The 15,453-nt window shown below is 70.5% G+C and carries 19 protein-coding genes; 11 read left to right on the forward strand and 8 right to left on the reverse strand.

All coding sequences use genetic code 11. The features are described 5' to 3' along the window. Positions 1 to 15 precede the first annotated feature (15 nt). Together ACXJJ3_RS23410 and ACXJJ3_RS23415 are read right to left on the reverse strand one after the other, a co-directional pair. Positions 16 to 375 carry a YybH family protein gene (locus ACXJJ3_RS23410; protein WP_458163969.1) on the reverse strand — a complete coding sequence of 120 codons (360 nt, stop codon included), beginning with the start codon at positions 373 to 375 and terminating at the stop codon, positions 16 to 18. Further along, positions 372 to 1,409 (reverse strand): amidohydrolase family protein, encoded by a 1,038-nt coding sequence (locus ACXJJ3_RS23415; protein WP_458163970.1) that lies wholly within the window; start codon positions 1,407 to 1,409, stop codon positions 372 to 374. Before ACXJJ3_RS23415 ends, ACXJJ3_RS23410 begins: the two co-directional genes overlap by 4 nt. Positions 1,410 to 1,515: 106 nt before the next feature. Here ACXJJ3_RS23415 and ACXJJ3_RS23420 point away from each other — a divergent pair, with 106 nt between their 5' ends. From ACXJJ3_RS23420 to ACXJJ3_RS23430, 3 genes are read left to right on the forward strand one after another with little or no spacing between them, the layout of a single operon-like run. Continuing rightward, positions 1,516 to 1,962, forward strand: a complete 447-nt coding sequence (locus ACXJJ3_RS23420) for a hypothetical protein (protein WP_458163971.1) — start codon at positions 1,516 to 1,518, stop codon at positions 1,960 to 1,962. Then, positions 1,955 to 2,377, forward strand: coding sequence for a thiol-disulfide oxidoreductase DCC family protein (locus tag ACXJJ3_RS23425; protein ID WP_458163972.1), 423 nt, complete (start codon positions 1,955 to 1,957; stop codon positions 2,375 to 2,377). Before ACXJJ3_RS23420 ends, ACXJJ3_RS23425 begins: the two co-directional genes overlap by 8 nt. Then, positions 2,337 to 3,005, forward strand: a complete 669-nt coding sequence (locus ACXJJ3_RS23430) for a TetR family transcriptional regulator (RefSeq protein ID WP_458163973.1) — start codon at positions 2,337 to 2,339, stop codon at positions 3,003 to 3,005. Before ACXJJ3_RS23425 ends, ACXJJ3_RS23430 begins: the two co-directional genes overlap by 41 nt. A 3-nt stretch (positions 3,006 to 3,008) precedes the next feature. Here ACXJJ3_RS23430 and ACXJJ3_RS23435 read toward each other — a convergent pair whose 3' ends face one another. Next, positions 3,009 to 3,515 carry a DinB family protein gene (locus tag ACXJJ3_RS23435; RefSeq protein WP_458163974.1) on the reverse strand — a complete coding sequence of 169 codons (507 nt, stop codon included), beginning with the start codon at positions 3,513 to 3,515 and terminating at the stop codon, positions 3,009 to 3,011. Positions 3,516 to 3,911: 396 nt separating this feature from the next. On the opposite strand from ACXJJ3_RS23435, the gene ACXJJ3_RS23440 reads away from it, so the two are divergent. From ACXJJ3_RS23440 to ACXJJ3_RS23455, 4 genes are all read left to right on the forward strand, one after another. Next, complete coding sequence (locus tag ACXJJ3_RS23440) at positions 3,912 to 5,432, forward strand: DEAD/DEAH box helicase (RefSeq protein WP_458163975.1); 1,521 nt, start codon at positions 3,912 to 3,914, stop codon at positions 5,430 to 5,432. Positions 5,433 to 5,810: 378 nt separating this feature from the next. Next, positions 5,811 to 6,728 carry a phosphotriesterase family protein gene (locus ACXJJ3_RS23445; RefSeq protein ID WP_458163976.1) on the forward strand — a complete coding sequence of 306 codons (918 nt, stop codon included), beginning with the start codon at positions 5,811 to 5,813 and terminating at the stop codon, positions 6,726 to 6,728. Between the two features lie 15 nt (positions 6,729 to 6,743). After that, entirely contained in the window at positions 6,744 to 7,109 is a 366-nt protein-coding gene (locus ACXJJ3_RS23450; protein WP_458163977.1) for a DUF1304 domain-containing protein, read from the forward strand. Positions 7,110 to 7,147: 38 nt separating this feature from the next. Continuing rightward, entirely contained in the window at positions 7,148 to 8,503 is a 1,356-nt protein-coding gene (locus ACXJJ3_RS23455) for an MFS transporter (protein WP_458163978.1), read from the forward strand. Between the two features lie 12 nt (positions 8,504 to 8,515). Here the strand turns inward: ACXJJ3_RS23455 and ACXJJ3_RS23460 are convergent, their stop codons facing one another. Then, positions 8,516 to 9,157 carry a LysE family translocator gene (locus ACXJJ3_RS23460; protein WP_458163979.1) on the reverse strand — a complete coding sequence of 214 codons (642 nt, stop codon included), beginning with the start codon at positions 9,155 to 9,157 and terminating at the stop codon, positions 8,516 to 8,518. A gap of 128 nt (positions 9,158 to 9,285) precedes the next feature. Between ACXJJ3_RS23460 and ACXJJ3_RS23465 the strand changes: the two genes are divergently transcribed. After that, positions 9,286 to 10,431 carry an alpha/beta hydrolase gene (locus ACXJJ3_RS23465; protein WP_458163980.1) on the forward strand — a complete coding sequence of 382 codons (1,146 nt, stop codon included), beginning with the start codon at positions 9,286 to 9,288 and terminating at the stop codon, positions 10,429 to 10,431. Then, a complete protein-coding gene (locus tag ACXJJ3_RS23470) occupies positions 10,428 to 10,796 on the forward strand; it encodes a hypothetical protein (RefSeq protein ID WP_458163981.1) in 369 nt (122 codons plus the stop codon). The genes ACXJJ3_RS23465 and ACXJJ3_RS23470 overlap by 4 nt, the downstream gene beginning before the upstream one ends. On the opposite strand, the gene ACXJJ3_RS23475 is transcribed toward ACXJJ3_RS23470, so the two are convergent. From ACXJJ3_RS23475 to ACXJJ3_RS23490, 4 genes are read right to left on the reverse strand one after another with little or no spacing between them, the layout of a single operon-like run. Further along, entirely contained in the window at positions 10,793 to 11,170 is a 378-nt protein-coding gene (locus tag ACXJJ3_RS23475) for a VOC family protein (protein ID WP_458163982.1), read from the reverse strand. The genes ACXJJ3_RS23470 and ACXJJ3_RS23475 overlap by 4 nt on opposite strands. Before the next feature lie 9 nt (positions 11,171 to 11,179). Then, a complete protein-coding gene (locus ACXJJ3_RS23480) occupies positions 11,180 to 11,779 on the reverse strand; it encodes a class I SAM-dependent DNA methyltransferase (RefSeq protein ID WP_458163983.1) in 600 nt (199 codons plus the stop codon). Between the two features lie 33 nt (positions 11,780 to 11,812). Further along, on the reverse strand, positions 11,813 to 12,673 hold the full coding sequence (locus ACXJJ3_RS23485; RefSeq protein ID WP_458163984.1) for a fumarylacetoacetate hydrolase family protein: 861 nt from the start codon (positions 12,671 to 12,673) through the stop codon (positions 11,813 to 11,815). Between the two features lie 10 nt (positions 12,674 to 12,683). After that, entirely contained in the window at positions 12,684 to 13,379 is a 696-nt protein-coding gene (locus tag ACXJJ3_RS23490) for a GntR family transcriptional regulator (RefSeq protein WP_458163985.1), read from the reverse strand. A gap of 88 nt (positions 13,380 to 13,467) precedes the next feature. On the opposite strand from ACXJJ3_RS23490, the gene ACXJJ3_RS23495 reads away from it, so the two are divergent. Both ACXJJ3_RS23495 and ACXJJ3_RS23500 read left to right on the forward strand, forming a co-directional pair. Further along, a complete protein-coding gene (locus ACXJJ3_RS23495; RefSeq protein ID WP_458163986.1) occupies positions 13,468 to 14,571 on the forward strand; it encodes a mandelate racemase/muconate lactonizing enzyme family protein in 1,104 nt (367 codons plus the stop codon). A 13-nt stretch (positions 14,572 to 14,584) separates the two neighbouring features. Continuing rightward, the gene (locus ACXJJ3_RS23500) at positions 14,585 to 15,424 is read left to right on the forward strand and encodes an amidohydrolase family protein (protein ID WP_458163987.1); all 840 of its coding nucleotides are present in this window, start codon (positions 14,585 to 14,587) and stop codon (positions 15,422 to 15,424) included. The last annotated feature ends 29 nt before the right edge of the window (positions 15,425 to 15,453 follow it).

Here is a 15,453-nt window from a genome sequence, read left to right on the forward strand (position 1 = left end):
TGCGTCGAGCGTAGCTCACCGCGGCCTCTCCATCCACCACTCGGTGAACTCGTGCGCCCGGTCCTTCGTCATCCGGATCACCCACAGGTTGCTGAACTCGCCCGGCGGATTCGTCAGGTACGTCGTCCAGCCGCGCACGAACGCCACGCCGTCCCCGAACCCGAGTACCTCGTACTCGAACGTCGTCTCGCCCGGCGCGTCCGCAAGGTCGAGCCAGGCGTCGACGATCGCCTCCTGGCCGACCACGGGCGGCTCGTCCGGCCGCCGGTACCAGGTGGCGTCCGCGGTCCAGAGCGCGGCGATGTCCTTCGGCTCGTTGCTCTCCCACGCCTTCCGGTACTTCTGCACCCAGCGGTCGAGGTCCTTCTCCTTCATGCGATCCGCCGGTGGTTGAGCACGACCGCGGCCGGACGGGCCAGTACGCCGGGGTGCTCGCGCGGGTCCGCGTCGTACGTGACGAGGTTGCCGGCGCCGCTCAACCCGAGGTACTGCTGCGCGCCGGTCGACGCGGCGGTGATCGCCTGCTCGACGGTCAGCCCGTGCTTGACCAGCATGTCGATCTCGCCGGCGACCGTGCCGACGACGTCGGACCCGGTCAGCACCTGGACGCCGTACCGCTCGGCCAGCGGGAGGACCGAGGCGAGGTACGCCGACCGTTCCTCGCGGCGGGCCCGTCGTTCGGGGGTCTCGTCCGGGTCCGGGCTGAACATCGCGGACAGCGTCGGCGTCCACGCGCCACCGCGGGCACCCAGCACCTCGAGGTCCTGCTCGGTCAGCGCCGTACCGTGCTCGACCGAGTCGATTCCCGCCTCGATCAGGCCGGTCACGTGGTCGGTGGTGACGTGCGCCGCGACCCGGGCGTTCCGCGAGTGCGCCAGTTCGACCATCGCCGCGACGAGCTCGAGGTCGTACGTCGGGCTGATCTTGCTGCCCCGGATCGGGCCGTCCGGGCCGACCTCCGGGAAGTCGCCGACGAGCTTCAGCCAGGTCGCGCCGTCGGCGATCTCCGCCTCGACCGCGGCCAGCAGTTGCTCGGGGGCGACCGGCTCGTGCGCCCGCGGGAAGTACGCCCCGGCCGGCGCGAGGAACCGGCCGGCGGCGAGGACGAGCGGTCGGCCGTCGTCCGGGTCCCGGGCGAGGCGCAGCGTGACGTCGCGGTTGCCGCCGACGTCGCGGAGCGCGCTGATGCCGGCACCGGTCAGCTCGGCCAGCCGTTCGGCCGCGAAGTCCTCGCCGCGCAGCACCGGCCCGTCCGGCGTCTCGTCGAAGGTCAGGTGGCAGTGCGAGTCGACCAGCCCGGGTACGGCGTACCGGCCGGGCAGCCGGTCGCCGTCGGGGTCCTGGCCGAACGTCAGGCGGGCGGTGTCCCCGGCGGGGAGGACGGTTCCTTCGAAGACCCAGGTCGTCATGCCTCCATCGTGCCCCAGATCACGTCCAGGTCGACTTGAACATGTTCAAAACTTCGGCGTACCGTCAGGGACGCAACGATTTGAACGTGTTCAAGAAGTGGGGCGGATGATGGATCTGACGGTCATGACGTACTTGCTGTACCTGCTGATCGCGGTGCCGCTGACGGTCTGGGTGGCCCGGACGCTGAGCCGGTACGGGCGGATCTTCCTGGTCGACGTGTTCCACGGGAACGAGGACATCGCCGACGCGGTGAACCGGCTGCTCGTGGTCGGGTTCTACCTGCTGAACCTCGGGTTCGTGACGCTGTTCCTGCGCAGCGGGACCCCGGTCGACAGCGGCAGCGGGATCTTCGAGCAGCTCAGCGTCAAGCTCGGGATCGTAATGCTCGTGCTCGGCGTGGTGCACCTGACGAACGTGTGGATCTTCAACAAGATCCGCAACCGCAGCAAGCTCGACACGATGACCCGCCCGCCGGTACCGCCGAACGACATGGTCCAGGGCCCTGCGTTCGCCGGTGGTCAGCCTCCGATCTGGCCGATCGAGCATGCGTGAACTGACAGTGCTGTACGACGCCGGGTGCCCGCTGTGCCGCCGGTTCAAGGACTGGCTGGCCGGACAGCGACCGGCGCCGGACGGGTACGGCGGGGTGGTGCGGCTGGTGTTCGTCGCGGCGGGGTCGGCGTACGCACGGTCGCGCTACCCCGCGCTCGACCACGCGGCGACGCTGCGCGAGATCACCGTGGTCGCGGACGACGGGTCGGTGTACGTCGGCGACCGGGCGTGGATCGTCTGCCTGTGGGCCACAGGGGAGCACAGGCACACCGCGGTACGGCTCTCGACTCCGGCGATGCGCCCGGTGGCGCGGGCGATGGTGCAGGCGGCGGCTGGGCTGCGGCGGATGAGCGGAGGTGATTACGCTGACGGGTGTGACGGACGGTGCGACCGCGAAGGGCGAGCAGACGCGTGAGCTGATCCTGACCACGGCGCTGCGGATGTTCCGGGAGCAGGGGTACGGCCGGACGACGATGCGCGCGATCGCCAACGAGGCGGGCGTTTCGGTCGGGAACGCGTACTACTACTACGGTTCCAAGGACCACCTCATGCAGGCGTACTACGACCTGCTCCAGGACCAGCACCGCGACGCGGTCGGGCCGGTGCTCGCCGCGGAACAGGCGTTCGTACCGCGGCTGACCGGCGTACTGCGGGCCTGGCTCGAGGTGGCCGCGCCGTACCACGAGTTCGCCGGCACGTTCTTCAAGACGGCGGCCGATCCGGGCAGCCCGCTGTCGCCGTTCAGCGACGAGTCCCGCCCGGCGCGGGACGCGAGCGTGGAGATCTTCCGGCAGGTCGTCGACGGGTCGGACCTGAAGCTCCCTGCCGACCTGCGGGCCGAGTTGCCCGAGCTGCTGTGGCTGTTCCAGATGGGGATCGTGCTGTTCTGGGTGCACGACAAGTCCGACGACGTACGGCGTACCCGCGCGCTGATCGACCGCGCCGTACCGCTCGTTGACCGGCTGCTCCGGTTGACCCGGATCCCGGGTGTGCGCGGTGTCACGAAGGACGTCGTGGGGCTGATCAACTCGATCAAGCCGTAGCGGCTACTCGCCGGTGGCGCCGTCGAGTCTCTCGCGGAGCAGGTCGGCGTGGCCGTTGTGGCGCGAATACTCCTCGATCATGTGGATGTAGAGGTAGCGGACCGAGTACGGCTCGTCATGGCCGGGGCGTTCGAAGGTGTCGTCGAGGGCGTACCTCGCGGCGAGTTCGTCGGAGCGCCGGACGATCGCGCGGTGGTCGGCGAGGTCCTGCTCCGCCTGCGCGGGCGTGACCAGGTCGAAGTCGCCGTCGGGGTGCTCGGCCGTCCAGTACTTCGCGGGCGAGTCGTACCCGGCCAGCGCCCGGTGGAACCAGTACTTCTCGACCTCGCTGAGATGCCGGACCAGACCGATCAGCGACAGGCTCGACGGGTCCGCGGTCCGGCGTACCAGCTGGTCGCCGGTCAGGCCGGAGACCTTCCACAGCAGTGTGCCGCGGTGGAAGTCGAGGAAGCCCTGCAGGAGCGTGCGTTCGTCGGCCGCGGTGGGCGGGTCCACTCGGAAGTCGGTCACCAGCAGACCGTAGCCGGTGTGAGATGTGTCCCGCCCGGTCGCACCCGTCGGTGCCGTAGACTGGTCGAGACGGCCCGCCCAGTTCTGCCTCGGGCCGGTGAGCGCAATAACTTTGCGCCAGCAGTCGACCACCACGCGCCGCGGCCTCACCGGCCGCGCCGGGCAGGACGACCCCCGAACTTTTGGAGTACTTCTATGGCGGCCCGCCGCCCCACGTCCACAACCACGCAATCCACTTCTCAAAGCCGTAAGCCTGCCGACGGTCCCGCGCGCACGGATGCCTCGCGCTCCGATGCTGCGCGCACGGATGCTTCGCGCGGCGACGCAGCGCGCCGGCCGCGTCGGCGGCGCCGTTCCGGTGCTGCTCGCAACGAGCAGACTGTCGGTGATGTTGCTGTGAGCAACGACCTGGAGACCCTCGGCGACGACGTCGTCGAGACAGTTGCCGACGACAACCGTACGTTCGCGGACCTCGGCGTCCCTGCCTCGCTGGTCGCGGCGCTGTCCGCGTCCGGGGTGACGAAGCCGTTCCCGATCCAGGCGGCGACGCTGCCGGATTCGCTGGCCGGCAAGGACGTTCTCGGCCGCGGCCGGACCGGATCCGGCAAGACGTACGCGTTCGTGCTGCCCGTCCTGGCCCGGCTCGCCGCGAGCGGTACCAAGCGCCGGCCGAACCAGCCGCGGGCGCTGATCCTCGCGCCGACCCGCGAACTCGCGACCCAGATCCAGGCGTCGATCACGCCGCTCGCCGACAAGCTCGGGCTGCGTTCGATGACGATCTTCGGCGGCGTCGGCCACGGACCGCAGATCACCGGGCTCCGCAAGGGCGCCGACATCGTCGTCGCCTGCCCCGGCCGGCTCGAGGACCACGTCCAGACCGGGCACGCGAAGCTCGGCGCCGTCGAGATCACGGTGCTCGACGAGGCCGATCACATGGCCGACCTCGGGTTCCTTCCCGCCGTACGACGGATCCTCGACCAGACACCGGGTACCGCTCAGCGGCTGCTGTTCTCGGCGACGCTGGACGCCGGGGTCGACGTCCTCGTCCGGCGGTTCATGACCGATCCGGTCACGCACAGCGTCGACTCGGCGCGGTCGCCGGTCGCGAAGATGACGCACCACGTGCTGCACGTCCGGTCGGACTCGCGGCTGCCGGTGCTGGTCGATCTGACCGCCGCGCCGGGGCGTTCGCTGGTGTTCACGCGGACGAAGTACGGCGCGAAGGCGCTGACGAAGAAGCTGATCGCCCAGGGCGTGCCGGCCGTCGAGCTACACGGGAACCTGTCGCAGGGCGCCCGTACGCGGAACCTGGAGGCGTTTGCCGACGGTACGGCGCGGACGCTGGTCGCGACGGACATCGCCGCCCGCGGGATCCACGTCGACGGCGTCACGCTGGTCATCCACGCCGACCCGCCCGTCGAGCACAAGGCGTACCTGCACCGCTCCGGCCGCACGGCCCGCGCCGGCGCCGAGGGCACGGTCGTCACGCTGATGACCGACGACCAGGTCTCCGACGTCCGCGACCTCACCCGCAAGGCCGGCATCAAACCCACCACCACCAAACTCGACCCCGGCCACCCCCTCCTCACCGAGCTGGCCCCCGGCGACCGCACGTACGTCGCACCCACCCCGAAGGAAACCCCCACCGGCCGCTCCTCCACAGGCCGCTCCTCCGGGCGCTCATCCGCACGCCGCTCCACCACCCGCCCGACGACCGGCGCCCGCTCCGCGACCACGACCGGCGACCGCTCCGCGACCACGGCCGGCGCAGCTGCCCGCGCCACCACCCGCTCCGAGCCGGGCCGGCCGAGCGCCTCTCGCGCCGACAACTCCCGCGCCGAAGGCGCCGGCCCAGCCCGCTCCAACCGCAGGCGCGGTGGCCGACGCCGCCGCCCCAGCGGCCAACAAGCCGCCTGACCACACATCAGCCCGGGCGCGCCCCGGGCTGCGCCGGGGCGCGTGACTGGAGACCAAGCCGCCCCAACCGCCGCCGCAGCGGCCAACAAGCCGCCTAACCCCGCCTCCGCCCCGGCACCGCCGGGGCGGGCACGGTGCGTCAGGCATCAGCCGGTCAAGTCGGCGCTCTGCAACCGGGCAGGGCAAGTGCGGGGCTCTGTAACTGGCAGGGCAAGTGCGGGCTCTGCCACCAGCCGGGCAAGTCCGGCGCTCCGCCAGCAGCGGGTGGGACGTGTGGCGCATGCGTGGGCGGCTGGTTGCCGCTCGCAGGTTGTCGGGCGGCGGCGGAGCGGCTGATGGTTGTTACCGTTTGGGTGGTTTGGGTTGATGGAAAGGGTGATGATGCGGGTTCGTACGGTGTTGAACGACCTGGTGCCGGGAGCGCTGGGTGTGACCGACTCGCATGATCATCTGTTCTTCCGGTCGGCCGTCCTGCCTGCGGAGCAGGTGTTGGACGGCGCAGAAGCAGCGGTCGCCGAGGTGCGGGCGTTTGCCGATGCGGGTGGGCAGGCGATCGTGCAGTGGACGCCGCACGGGTTGAACCGGCGCGCGGACCTGCTCCCAGGCATCTCCACCAGCACCGGCGTCGCGATCGTCGCCGCGACCGGTCTGCACCGCCGCGAGCACTACCCTGACGGCTACGTCGACAAGGTCTACGACCAGCTCGCCGAGATCTTCGTCCAGGAGCTGACGACCGGCATCGGCGACACTCAGGTCCGGGCCGGTCTGATCAAGGTCGCGGGCGGGTTTCACGTGCTCGACGCGCACGCCGAGCACGTCCTGCGTGCCGCCGCCGAGGCGCATCACGCGACGAACGCCCCGATCGCCATCCACCACGAGCTCGGCTCCGCCGCGGACGCCGTACTCGACCTGCTCGTCGACCGCCTCGACGTCCACCCGGCCGCCGTCATCCTCGGCCACCTGAACCGCTTCCCCGACCACCGCCTGCACCTCGACCTCGCCCGCCGTGGCGCCTGGCTCGCGTTCGACGGTCCGTCGCGGGCGAACAGCGCGACCGACCCGCGCCTGATCGACTGCCTGGCCGCGCTCGTCGACGGCGGGTACGCCGACCGCCTGCTGCTCGGCGGCGACACCACGACGGCCCGCGCCCGCGCCGCGACCGGCGAAGGCCCGGGCATGCCGTACCTGCTCACGCATCTCCGCCCGCGGATCACGGAGTACTTCGGTGCCGACGTCGCGGACGCCGTGTTCCGCACCAACCCAGCGCGCGCCTTCGCCACGGACTGGCGCGGCTAGCGGTACCTTCCCGGCATGAACGTGATCGCGCAGGTCTTCGTCGTCGTCGCGGGGCTGTTCCATGTGGTCGTGTTCACGATGGAGAGCCTGCTGTTCCGGAAGCCGAGCACGTACGGCCGATTTCTGGTGAAGGAGCCGGAGGTCGAGGTCGCGCGGCCGTGGGCGTTCAACCAGGGGTTCTACAACCTGTTCCTGGCGATCGGCGCGCTCGGCGGGCTGATCTGGGGTGGCGACAAGGGGCACGCGATCGCGCTCTTCGCGTGTGCGTGCATGGCCGGCGCCGGCGTCGTACTGTTCGCGTCCGACCGCCGGATGGCGCGCGCCGCGGCGACCCAGGCGGTCCCGCCGATCCTCGCGTTGGTGCTCGCCGCCGTCCTCTAGTTGACTTAAAGTGCACTTGAGGACCGACAGTTCTCGGCATGACCACCGTTGCCGAGCCGGCCGTCGAGACCGGCGGCGTCCTCTCCCCGCAGTACCGCGCGCTGACCGTCGGAATGGTTGCGCTGATCACGCTGACCGCGTTCGAGTCGCTGGCGGTCGCGACCGCGATGCCGACCGTGGCGCAGGCGCTCGACGGGCTGAACCTGTATGCGCTCGCGTTCGGCGGACCGCTGGCGTCCGGCGTCGTCGCGATGGTTGTCTCCGGCACCTGGTGTGACCTGAAGGGCCCGACCCGCCCGCTCTGGCACGGTACGGCGTGGTTCCTGGTCGGCCTGATCATCGCGGGCCTGGCGCCGTCGATGGAGATCCTCGTCGTCGGCCGGATCGTCCAAGGGTTCGGCTCCGGCCTGCTGATGGTCGCGCTGTACGTCGTCGTCGGCCACCTGTACCCCGCCGCCCTGCGCCCGCGGATCTTCGCCGCGTTCGCGACCGGCTGGGTCGTCCCTTCGCTGGTCGGACCAACGATCGCCGGCTTGATCGTCGAGCACACCAGCTGGCGGATCGTGTTCCTCGCGGTCCCGGCGATCGCGGTACCGGCGGTCCTCGTGATGCGGCCGGGACTGGCCCGGGCGAACACGTACGACGTACGCCAGGGCAAGCTGTGGGACAAGCGCGCGCTCTGGGCGGTCGCGGCGGCGGTCGGTGTCGGGCTGCTGCATTACGGCGGCCAGCAGCGCGGCGTACCGCAGCTCGTGCTGCTCGCGATCGGTCTGGCCGGTGTCGCCGTGTTCGGGCCGCGGCTGCTGCCGTCCGGGACGTTCACGTTCGGGCGCGGGCTGCCGTCGGTGATCGCGCTGCGTGGGCTGGTGGCGGCGTCCGGGTTCGGCGCGGAGGTGTTCCTGCCGCTGATGCTGACGCGGCAGCGCGGGTTGTCCCCGGCGCTCGCGGGGCTGGTGCTGACCATCAGCGCGCTGAGCTGGACGGCGGCGTCGTGGTACCGCGGCCGCCCGAAGCAGCCGTTCTCGCACGCGGTGTTCCTGCAGGCCGGGATGGTGGCGATCGTGCTCGGGATCGCCACGGCGGCGCTGACGCTCAGCCCGCAGGTCCCGATCCTGGTCGGCATCCTCGGCTGGAGCCTGACCGGGTTCGGCATGGGGTCGGTGTTCCCGACGTTGTCGGTGCTGGTGCTGGAGTACTCCGAGCGCGACGAGCAGGGCGCGAACAGCTCCGCGGCGCAGCTCAGCGACTCGTTGTCGACAGCAACGATACTGGCGATCGGCGGATCGTTGTTCGCGGCAATGGAACCGCATTCGGCGGTACTCGCGTACCTCGTCGCCTTCGGGCTCCCCGCAGTACTCGCACTACTCGGCGTCCCAGCGGGTCGCCGTACGTAGGTGGATCGTCCTCTAGTCCTTGGTGCCGGTGACCGCGATGCTGGCGCCGAGGCCGATGATCATCAGGCCGCCGGTGCCGCCGACCAGTTCGAGGCGGCGGGGGGAGCGAGCGAACCACTCCCGCGCCGTACCGGCCACGAACGCCCAGATGCTGTCCGAGCAGAGCGCGATCAGGTTGAAGACCGCGCCCAGGATCAGGATCTGCACCCACGCCGGGCTGCTCGCGCCCTTGTCCACGAACTGCGGCAGCACGGCCGCGAAGAACACCGCGGTCTTGGCATTGGTCACCCCGACGAGGAACCCCTGCCGCACGGTCATCCGCCCGCTGCTCGGCTTGACGCCGGTCGCGAGCGCCTCGGCCAGCGACTTGCGGGACCGGAACGCGTGCACGCCGAGGTAGATCAGGTACGCCGCGCCGCCGAGCTTGATCACGGTCAGCGCGATCGCGCTCGCGGCGATCAGCGTGCCGAGGCCGGCGGCGATCAGTACCAGCATGACCGCGGCGCCGAGCGTGTTGCCGATCATCGTCAGCACGGCTTCCCGGCGCCCGACGGCGAGCGCCCGGCCGACGATGAACAGCACGCTCGGGCCGGGGACGACGATGATGATGAACGCGGTGATCGCGAACGCGATCAGATGGTGAGCGGACGGCATTCCACCAGAGTAGGTGCGACGGCGTCGCGGCGCACCGGGAATCGGTGTCTGGTCTTCGGCCCGTTCGGCTGCCAGACTGCGGTAACCCGGTCCCGCGCCCAGAGGATCGGTCGTCACGGGGAGTCACGATGGCGGTGTCCGAGCAGCTGGCCCAGCGGTTCCGCGCGAATCACGAGCTGCTCGTCGGCGCTCGTGACCGCCTGCAGGCGGCGATCGACGCCGGTACGGCGAGTGACGACCAGCGGAAGCGGCTGGACACGGTCAAGGAGCTGCTCGTCCCGGTCAAGGACACCGCGGTCGATGCCGCGGGCAACGTCGTCGCGGTCGAGCGGCCGCGGCAGTTCCTGAAGGTCGACCCGGACGGCAAGGGCCGTGCGATCGAGGTCCTCGGCGATCTGGAGCACGCGGAGCACCTGGCGGTCGTCGTACCCGGGATGGGGAACAGCCTGGAAACGTTCCGCGGGCAGTCTGATCGCGGCGAGCTGATCCGGCAGGAGGCCGGCCCGGGGACCGCGGCGGTAGTGTGGTTCGACTACGACTCGCCGCAGGGGCTGCTCGAGGCCGCGAGCAAGGACGCGGCGATCGACGGCGGACCGCGGCTGGCGGAGTGCCTGGACGAGCTGGACGAGTTGAAGGACGAGAACGCCGACGTCACGGTCGTCGCGCACTCGTACGGCACCGACGTGGCAGCGCAGGCGGTGATGGAGAGCGGCGCGCGGCCGACGCGGCTGGTGATGACGGGGTCGCCGGGGATCGAGAAGTACGTCGACGAGGCCGCCGACTTCGTCCAGCCGCCGACCCGGCTGTTCACCGAGCGCGCGCCGGGGGACTACGTGGCGTACTCCGAATGGCACGGTCCGGATCCGGCGACGTTTCCGGACGCGGTCCGGATGGCGACCGCTGATCCACACGGGCAGGACCCGGTGTCGGTGCACTGGCACAACGAGTACTACCGGCAGAACAGCGAGGCGCTGCGGAACGTCGGGCGGGTGGTCCGCGGTGACCTGAACGCGATCACGACGACGGACACCAGCCGCGGCGAGGAGACCAAGCTGGCCTGGGGTGTCCCGCTGAACGAGGCGTCGCACCTGGCGTCGGCGGTGTACAACGAGGTGACGGGCAAGCCGGCGCGGGACGAGGCGTCGGCGGCGTACGGCGGGGTTGCGGCGCCGGGGCGGCCGTCGGTGGCGTCGGCGACCGCGGCCGTTGTCCAGGTGAAGGCGAACGTCGCGGCCCGGCCGGGCAGCGGGCAGTCGAAGGGTTCCGGGCGATGACGGGTGAGCGGGAGTTCCTGCGGGACGAGCTGGTGGCGGTGGCGGAAGCCGTCGTACCGGATCAGCGGCCGGTCGTCACAGGCGACCCGGGCCCGGTGAACCCCGGCGTACTGTTCGACGGCCGCGGACCGGCCACCGTCGCGCGGGTCACCGTCCAGACCGGCAACCCGAAGGCCCCGGACCCGGCCGCCGAGGTAGCCTCCGCGGCGGCCGCACTACGGGCCCGCGGCTGGAACGCGGACGTCGTACCACCGGAGAACGGCCATTACCGCGTCGCCGCCCACCGCGACGGGTACGACGTGGCCGTACACGCCTGGACGACGGACTGGCGGATCACGCTCACCGGCGAGACGCCCCCGCTCTAGGGAGTCGTGAGGCGCTCGGCCTCGCCGCGGAGTACGCAGAACTCGTTGCCCTCCGGGTCCTGCATGACGACCCAGCCCATGCCGTTCGCATCGCGGCGGTCGTGGGCGACGGTGGCGCCGAGGGTGAGCAGCCAGGCGACCTCCTCGTCGCGGGTGGTTTCGGGGACCAGGTCGAGGTGGGCGCGGTTCTTCACGGCCTTCTCGTCGTCGTTCTGCTCGAACAGCACCGTCACGCCGTCCGCGGGGACCGAGGCGTACGGGTCGCCGGGGTGGTCGTCGTCGGGGCGCTCGGCCTTCAGCACCTGAAGCCAGAAGCCGGCCAGCTCGTAGGGATTGTGGGCATCGAACGTCACGGTTCGCACGCGAGAAGTCATGCGAGAAGGCTACTTCTGGAAGAGCAGCCGGTCCTCAGGAATTTCGCTCACCTGGTACGGCGTGAACCCGGCCGCGCTCGCGAGCTCCGTCAGCGCTGCCCCGGTCCACCGGTGCACGTAGATGTTCATCGGATGACCGCCGTACCCCGAGGTCTTGTGGGTGGACTCCTCGCCGACATGGAACCCCAGCAACAGGAACCCACCCGGCGTCAGCACCCGCTCGAACTCCGCGAACGCCTGCGGTACGACGTCCCGCGGCAGATGGATGATCGACCACCACGCGACAACCGCCGCGACCGAACTGTCCGCAATCTCCAGCGCCGTCATCGACCCCACCCGGAAGTCGATCCCCGGATGATCCCGTCGCGCCACCTCGATCATCCCCGGCGACAGATCGACCCCGACCACCGGCAACCCACGCCCCGCCAGCAACCCCGTCGTCCGCCCCGGCCCACACCCGACATCAAGCACCGGCCGCCCACTCCCGGCCACCAACTTCCCCACCAGATCGAACGCCTCGACCTCCCAGTCGGCGCCGTCCACCACGAGCTCGGCGTACGAGGCCGCGACGTTGTCGTACGAGGTGCTGATGTCGTCCAAGTAGGTCACCCGGCCGACCCTAGAGCCGGCCGGGGACAGTTTTCAGGCCTTGCCGAGGGACTGTTTCTGGCGGCCGAGGCCTTCGATCTCGAGTTCCATCGTGTCGCCGGGGGAAAGGTACGGGAAGCGGCCGGACAGGGCGACGCCCTCGGGGGTGCCGGTGTTCACGATGTCGCCGGGGCTGAGGACCATGTACTGCGAAAGGTCGCGGATCAGCGCCGCGACCGAGAAGATCATGTCCCGGGTGTTCGAGTCCTGGCGGGGCTCGCCGTTCACCCAGGAGCGCAGGTTCAGGTTGGTGGGGTCGACCTCGTCGGCCGGGACCAGCGCGGGGCCGAGCGGGTTGAACGTCTCGCAGCACTTGCCCTTCGACCACTGGCCGCCGGAGACCTCGATCTGGAACGTGCGCTCGGAGACGTCGTTCGAGATCGTGTACGCCGCGACGCAGGCGAGCGCCTCCTCGTCGGTCTCGACGTACCGCGCCTGCTTGCCGATCACGACCGCGAGCTCGACCTCCCAGTCGGTCTTCACCGAACCGCGCGGGACGAGGACGTCGTCGTCCGGGCCGACGACCGTGTTCGGGTGCTTGAAGAACACGATCGGCTGCTTCGGCGGCTCGGCACCGCCCTCGGCGGCGTGGGCCGCGTAGTTCATCCCGATGCAGACCACCGCGCCGGGGCGGGCGACCGGGGCGCCGATCCGGAGGCCGGTGACGTCGGCCGCGGGCAGGTCGCCGGCTTCGAGGGCGGCGCGGGTCCGGGCGATGCCGTCCGCGGCCAGGAAAGCGCCGTCGATGTCGCCACCGGTTTCAAGAGTCAGCGAGGTCAGATCGTGAACGGTGCCGTCGGCGGCGCGCACGTACGGGCGCTCCTCACCGACCGGCCCGAGGCGGAGCAGTTCCACAGATGTCTCCCTAGGACTGGTCGAACATGGGCCGCAGCCGGGCGCGGGAGGCCTCGATGTGCGACCGCATCGCCGCGGCCGCCTCCTCCGCGCTGCCCTTGCGGACCGCGGTCACCACTGCCTTGTGCTCCCGCAACGCCTTCGTCGCGATGCCGCCACCGTAGTACAGCCGGAACAGGTGCAGGTGGCAGTGCGTCCGCTGGAAGGACAGCCGGGCGGTCTCGTTGCCGGACAGCTCCAGCACCAGGTCGTGGAACCGCTGGTCGTGCGCGGCCATCGCCCGGTAGCTCTCGTACGACGGCCGGTCCGGTACGTCGGTGTAGCTGAGCATCTCCGCCTTGAGCCGGGCGAGGTCGTCGTCGCCCACCCGTTCCGCGGCCCGCCCGGCGGCCCACGGCTCGATGTGCAGCCGGTACTCGAAGAGGTCCTCGAACTCGTCGCGGGTCAGCCGCGAGGACACCCGGTACCCGCGCAGCGGCTCTTTGATCACCAGCCCGTCGGACTCCAGCCGGGCCAGCGATTCGCGGATCGGGGTCTGGGAGATGCCCAGCTCGCGGGTCAGCGCGTCGATGTTGAGCCGGGTGCCCGGCTCGACAACGCTGTCCATGATCAGGCCCTTGACCGTCTCGTACACGTCGTCGCTCAGTACCTGGCGCTGGGGCAGCCGGGTGAGCTGCCCGGCCAGACCGGCGTGCGCATCAGTCACCTGTCGCTCCTCCCGGAGTCGTCGCAGTCCGTCTTGACGCACCCAGTGTGAGGCGGCAGCATCAGACTGCGCAATATCCTATAGGATCTTGGAGGCTCATGTGAGTACGGCGATCGTCCGGGCCGAGGCGTTCCTGGTCGACCTCGAGGTCGAAACCGTCCGGACCGACGCCGTCCAGGCGTTCCTCAAGCAGGAGACCGTCTTCGTCCGGCTGACCACGGCCGACGGACTGACCGGCCTCGGGTACTCGTACACGATCGGCACCGGCGGCACCGCCGTCCTCGCGCTGCTCCGCGACCACCTGCTGCCGCGGCTGGTCGGCGCGGACGCCCGCAACGTCGAGGCGTTGTGGTCCGATCTCTTCTGGTCCACGCATGCCACGACTGTAGGGGCAATCACGTCCCTCGCGCTGGCGTCGGTCGACACGGCGTTGTGGGACCTGCGCTGCCTGCGTGCGGGCGAACCGTTGTGGCGGTTGGCCGGTGGGTACCGGCAGCAGGTACCGCTGTACGACACCGAAGGCGGATGGTTGCACCTGACAACGGACGAGCTGGTCGCCGGCGCGCTCGCCTCGCAGCAGGCCGGCTGGCCGGGCGTGAAGCTCAAGGTCGGCAAGCCGCGCGTGCACGAGGACCTCGAACGGCTCCGAGCGGTCCGGGACGCGGTCGGGCCGGCGATGGACATCATGGTCGACGCGAACCAGTCGATGACGTACCCGGAAGCGCGCCGACGAGCGGCGGCGTTCGAGGCCGTGGACCTGTCGTGGTTCGAGGAGCCGCTGCCGGCCGACGACGTCACCGGTCACGTCCGGCTGGCCTCAGGGACCTCGATCCCGATCGCGGTCGGCGAGTCGCTGTACTCGGTCTCGCAGTTCCGCGAGTACGCCGCGGCCGGCGGCGCCGGGATCATCCAGGCCGACGTCGCCCGGATCGGCGGCATCACCCCGTGGCTGAAGGTCGCGCACCTGGCCGAGACGTTCAACCTCGAGATCTGCCCGCACTTCCTGATGGAGCTGCACGTCAGCCTCACCGCCGCGGTACCGAACGGCCGGTACGTCGAACACATCCCGCAGTTACGGGCGATCACGTCGTCCGAGATGGAGATCGTCGACGGGCACGCGGTCGCCCCCGACGTACCGGGCCTCGGCATCGACTGGGACCAGGACGCCATCGACGACCGCCGGGTCGGATGAAAGGGTACGACGTATGAGCAGAGTCGACGCACACCATCACGTCTGGGACCTGACCGTCCGCGAGCAGACCTGGATGACCGGTCCGGAGATGGACCCGATCCGGAAGAGCTTCTCGATCGCCGACCTGGAACCGCTCGCCGCGGCCGCCGACGTCACCCGGACGGTGCTGGTGCAGACCGTCGGCCTGGTCGAGGAGACCGTCGAGTTCCTGGAGATTGCCGCCGGCAACGATCTGGTGGCAGGCGTGGTCGGCTGGGTCGACCTGACCGCGCCCGACGTCGCCGACACGCTGGCGGCGCTGCAGGCCCGCCCGGACGGCTCGTACCTGAAGGCGATCCGCCACCAGGTCCACGACGAACCGGACGTCGACTGGCTGCTCCGCCCCGACGTCCAACGCGGCCTGAAGGCCGTCGCCGAGGCCGGCCTCGCCTACGACCTGCTCACCAAGTCCCCGCACCTCCCCGCCGCCGTCCAGACCGCCCGCAACCTCCCCGAACTCACCTTCGTCGTCGACCACATCTCCAAGCCCGTGATCGGCGAACCCCTCACCGACTGGGCCACCCAACTCCAGGCCCTGGCCGCCCTCCCCAACACCACCTGCAAACTCTCCGGCATGGTCACCGAAGCCTCCTGGACCACCTGGAAGCCGGCAGACCTCCAGCCGTACGCCGACGTCGTCCTGACCGCCTTCAGCCCGAACCGCGTCATGTTCGGCTCCGACTGGCCCGTCTGCCTCCTCGCCGCCTCCTACGCCCAGGTCGTCGAAACCGCCGACACCCTCACCACACTCCTCAGCACCGGCGACCGCGAATCCGTCTTCACCACCACAGCCACCAACACTTACAAGCTGTAAGAGTTACTCCGGCGGGACGAACTCGACGC

The sequence above is a fragment of the Kribbella sp. WER1 genome (genome assembly GCF_054189145.1).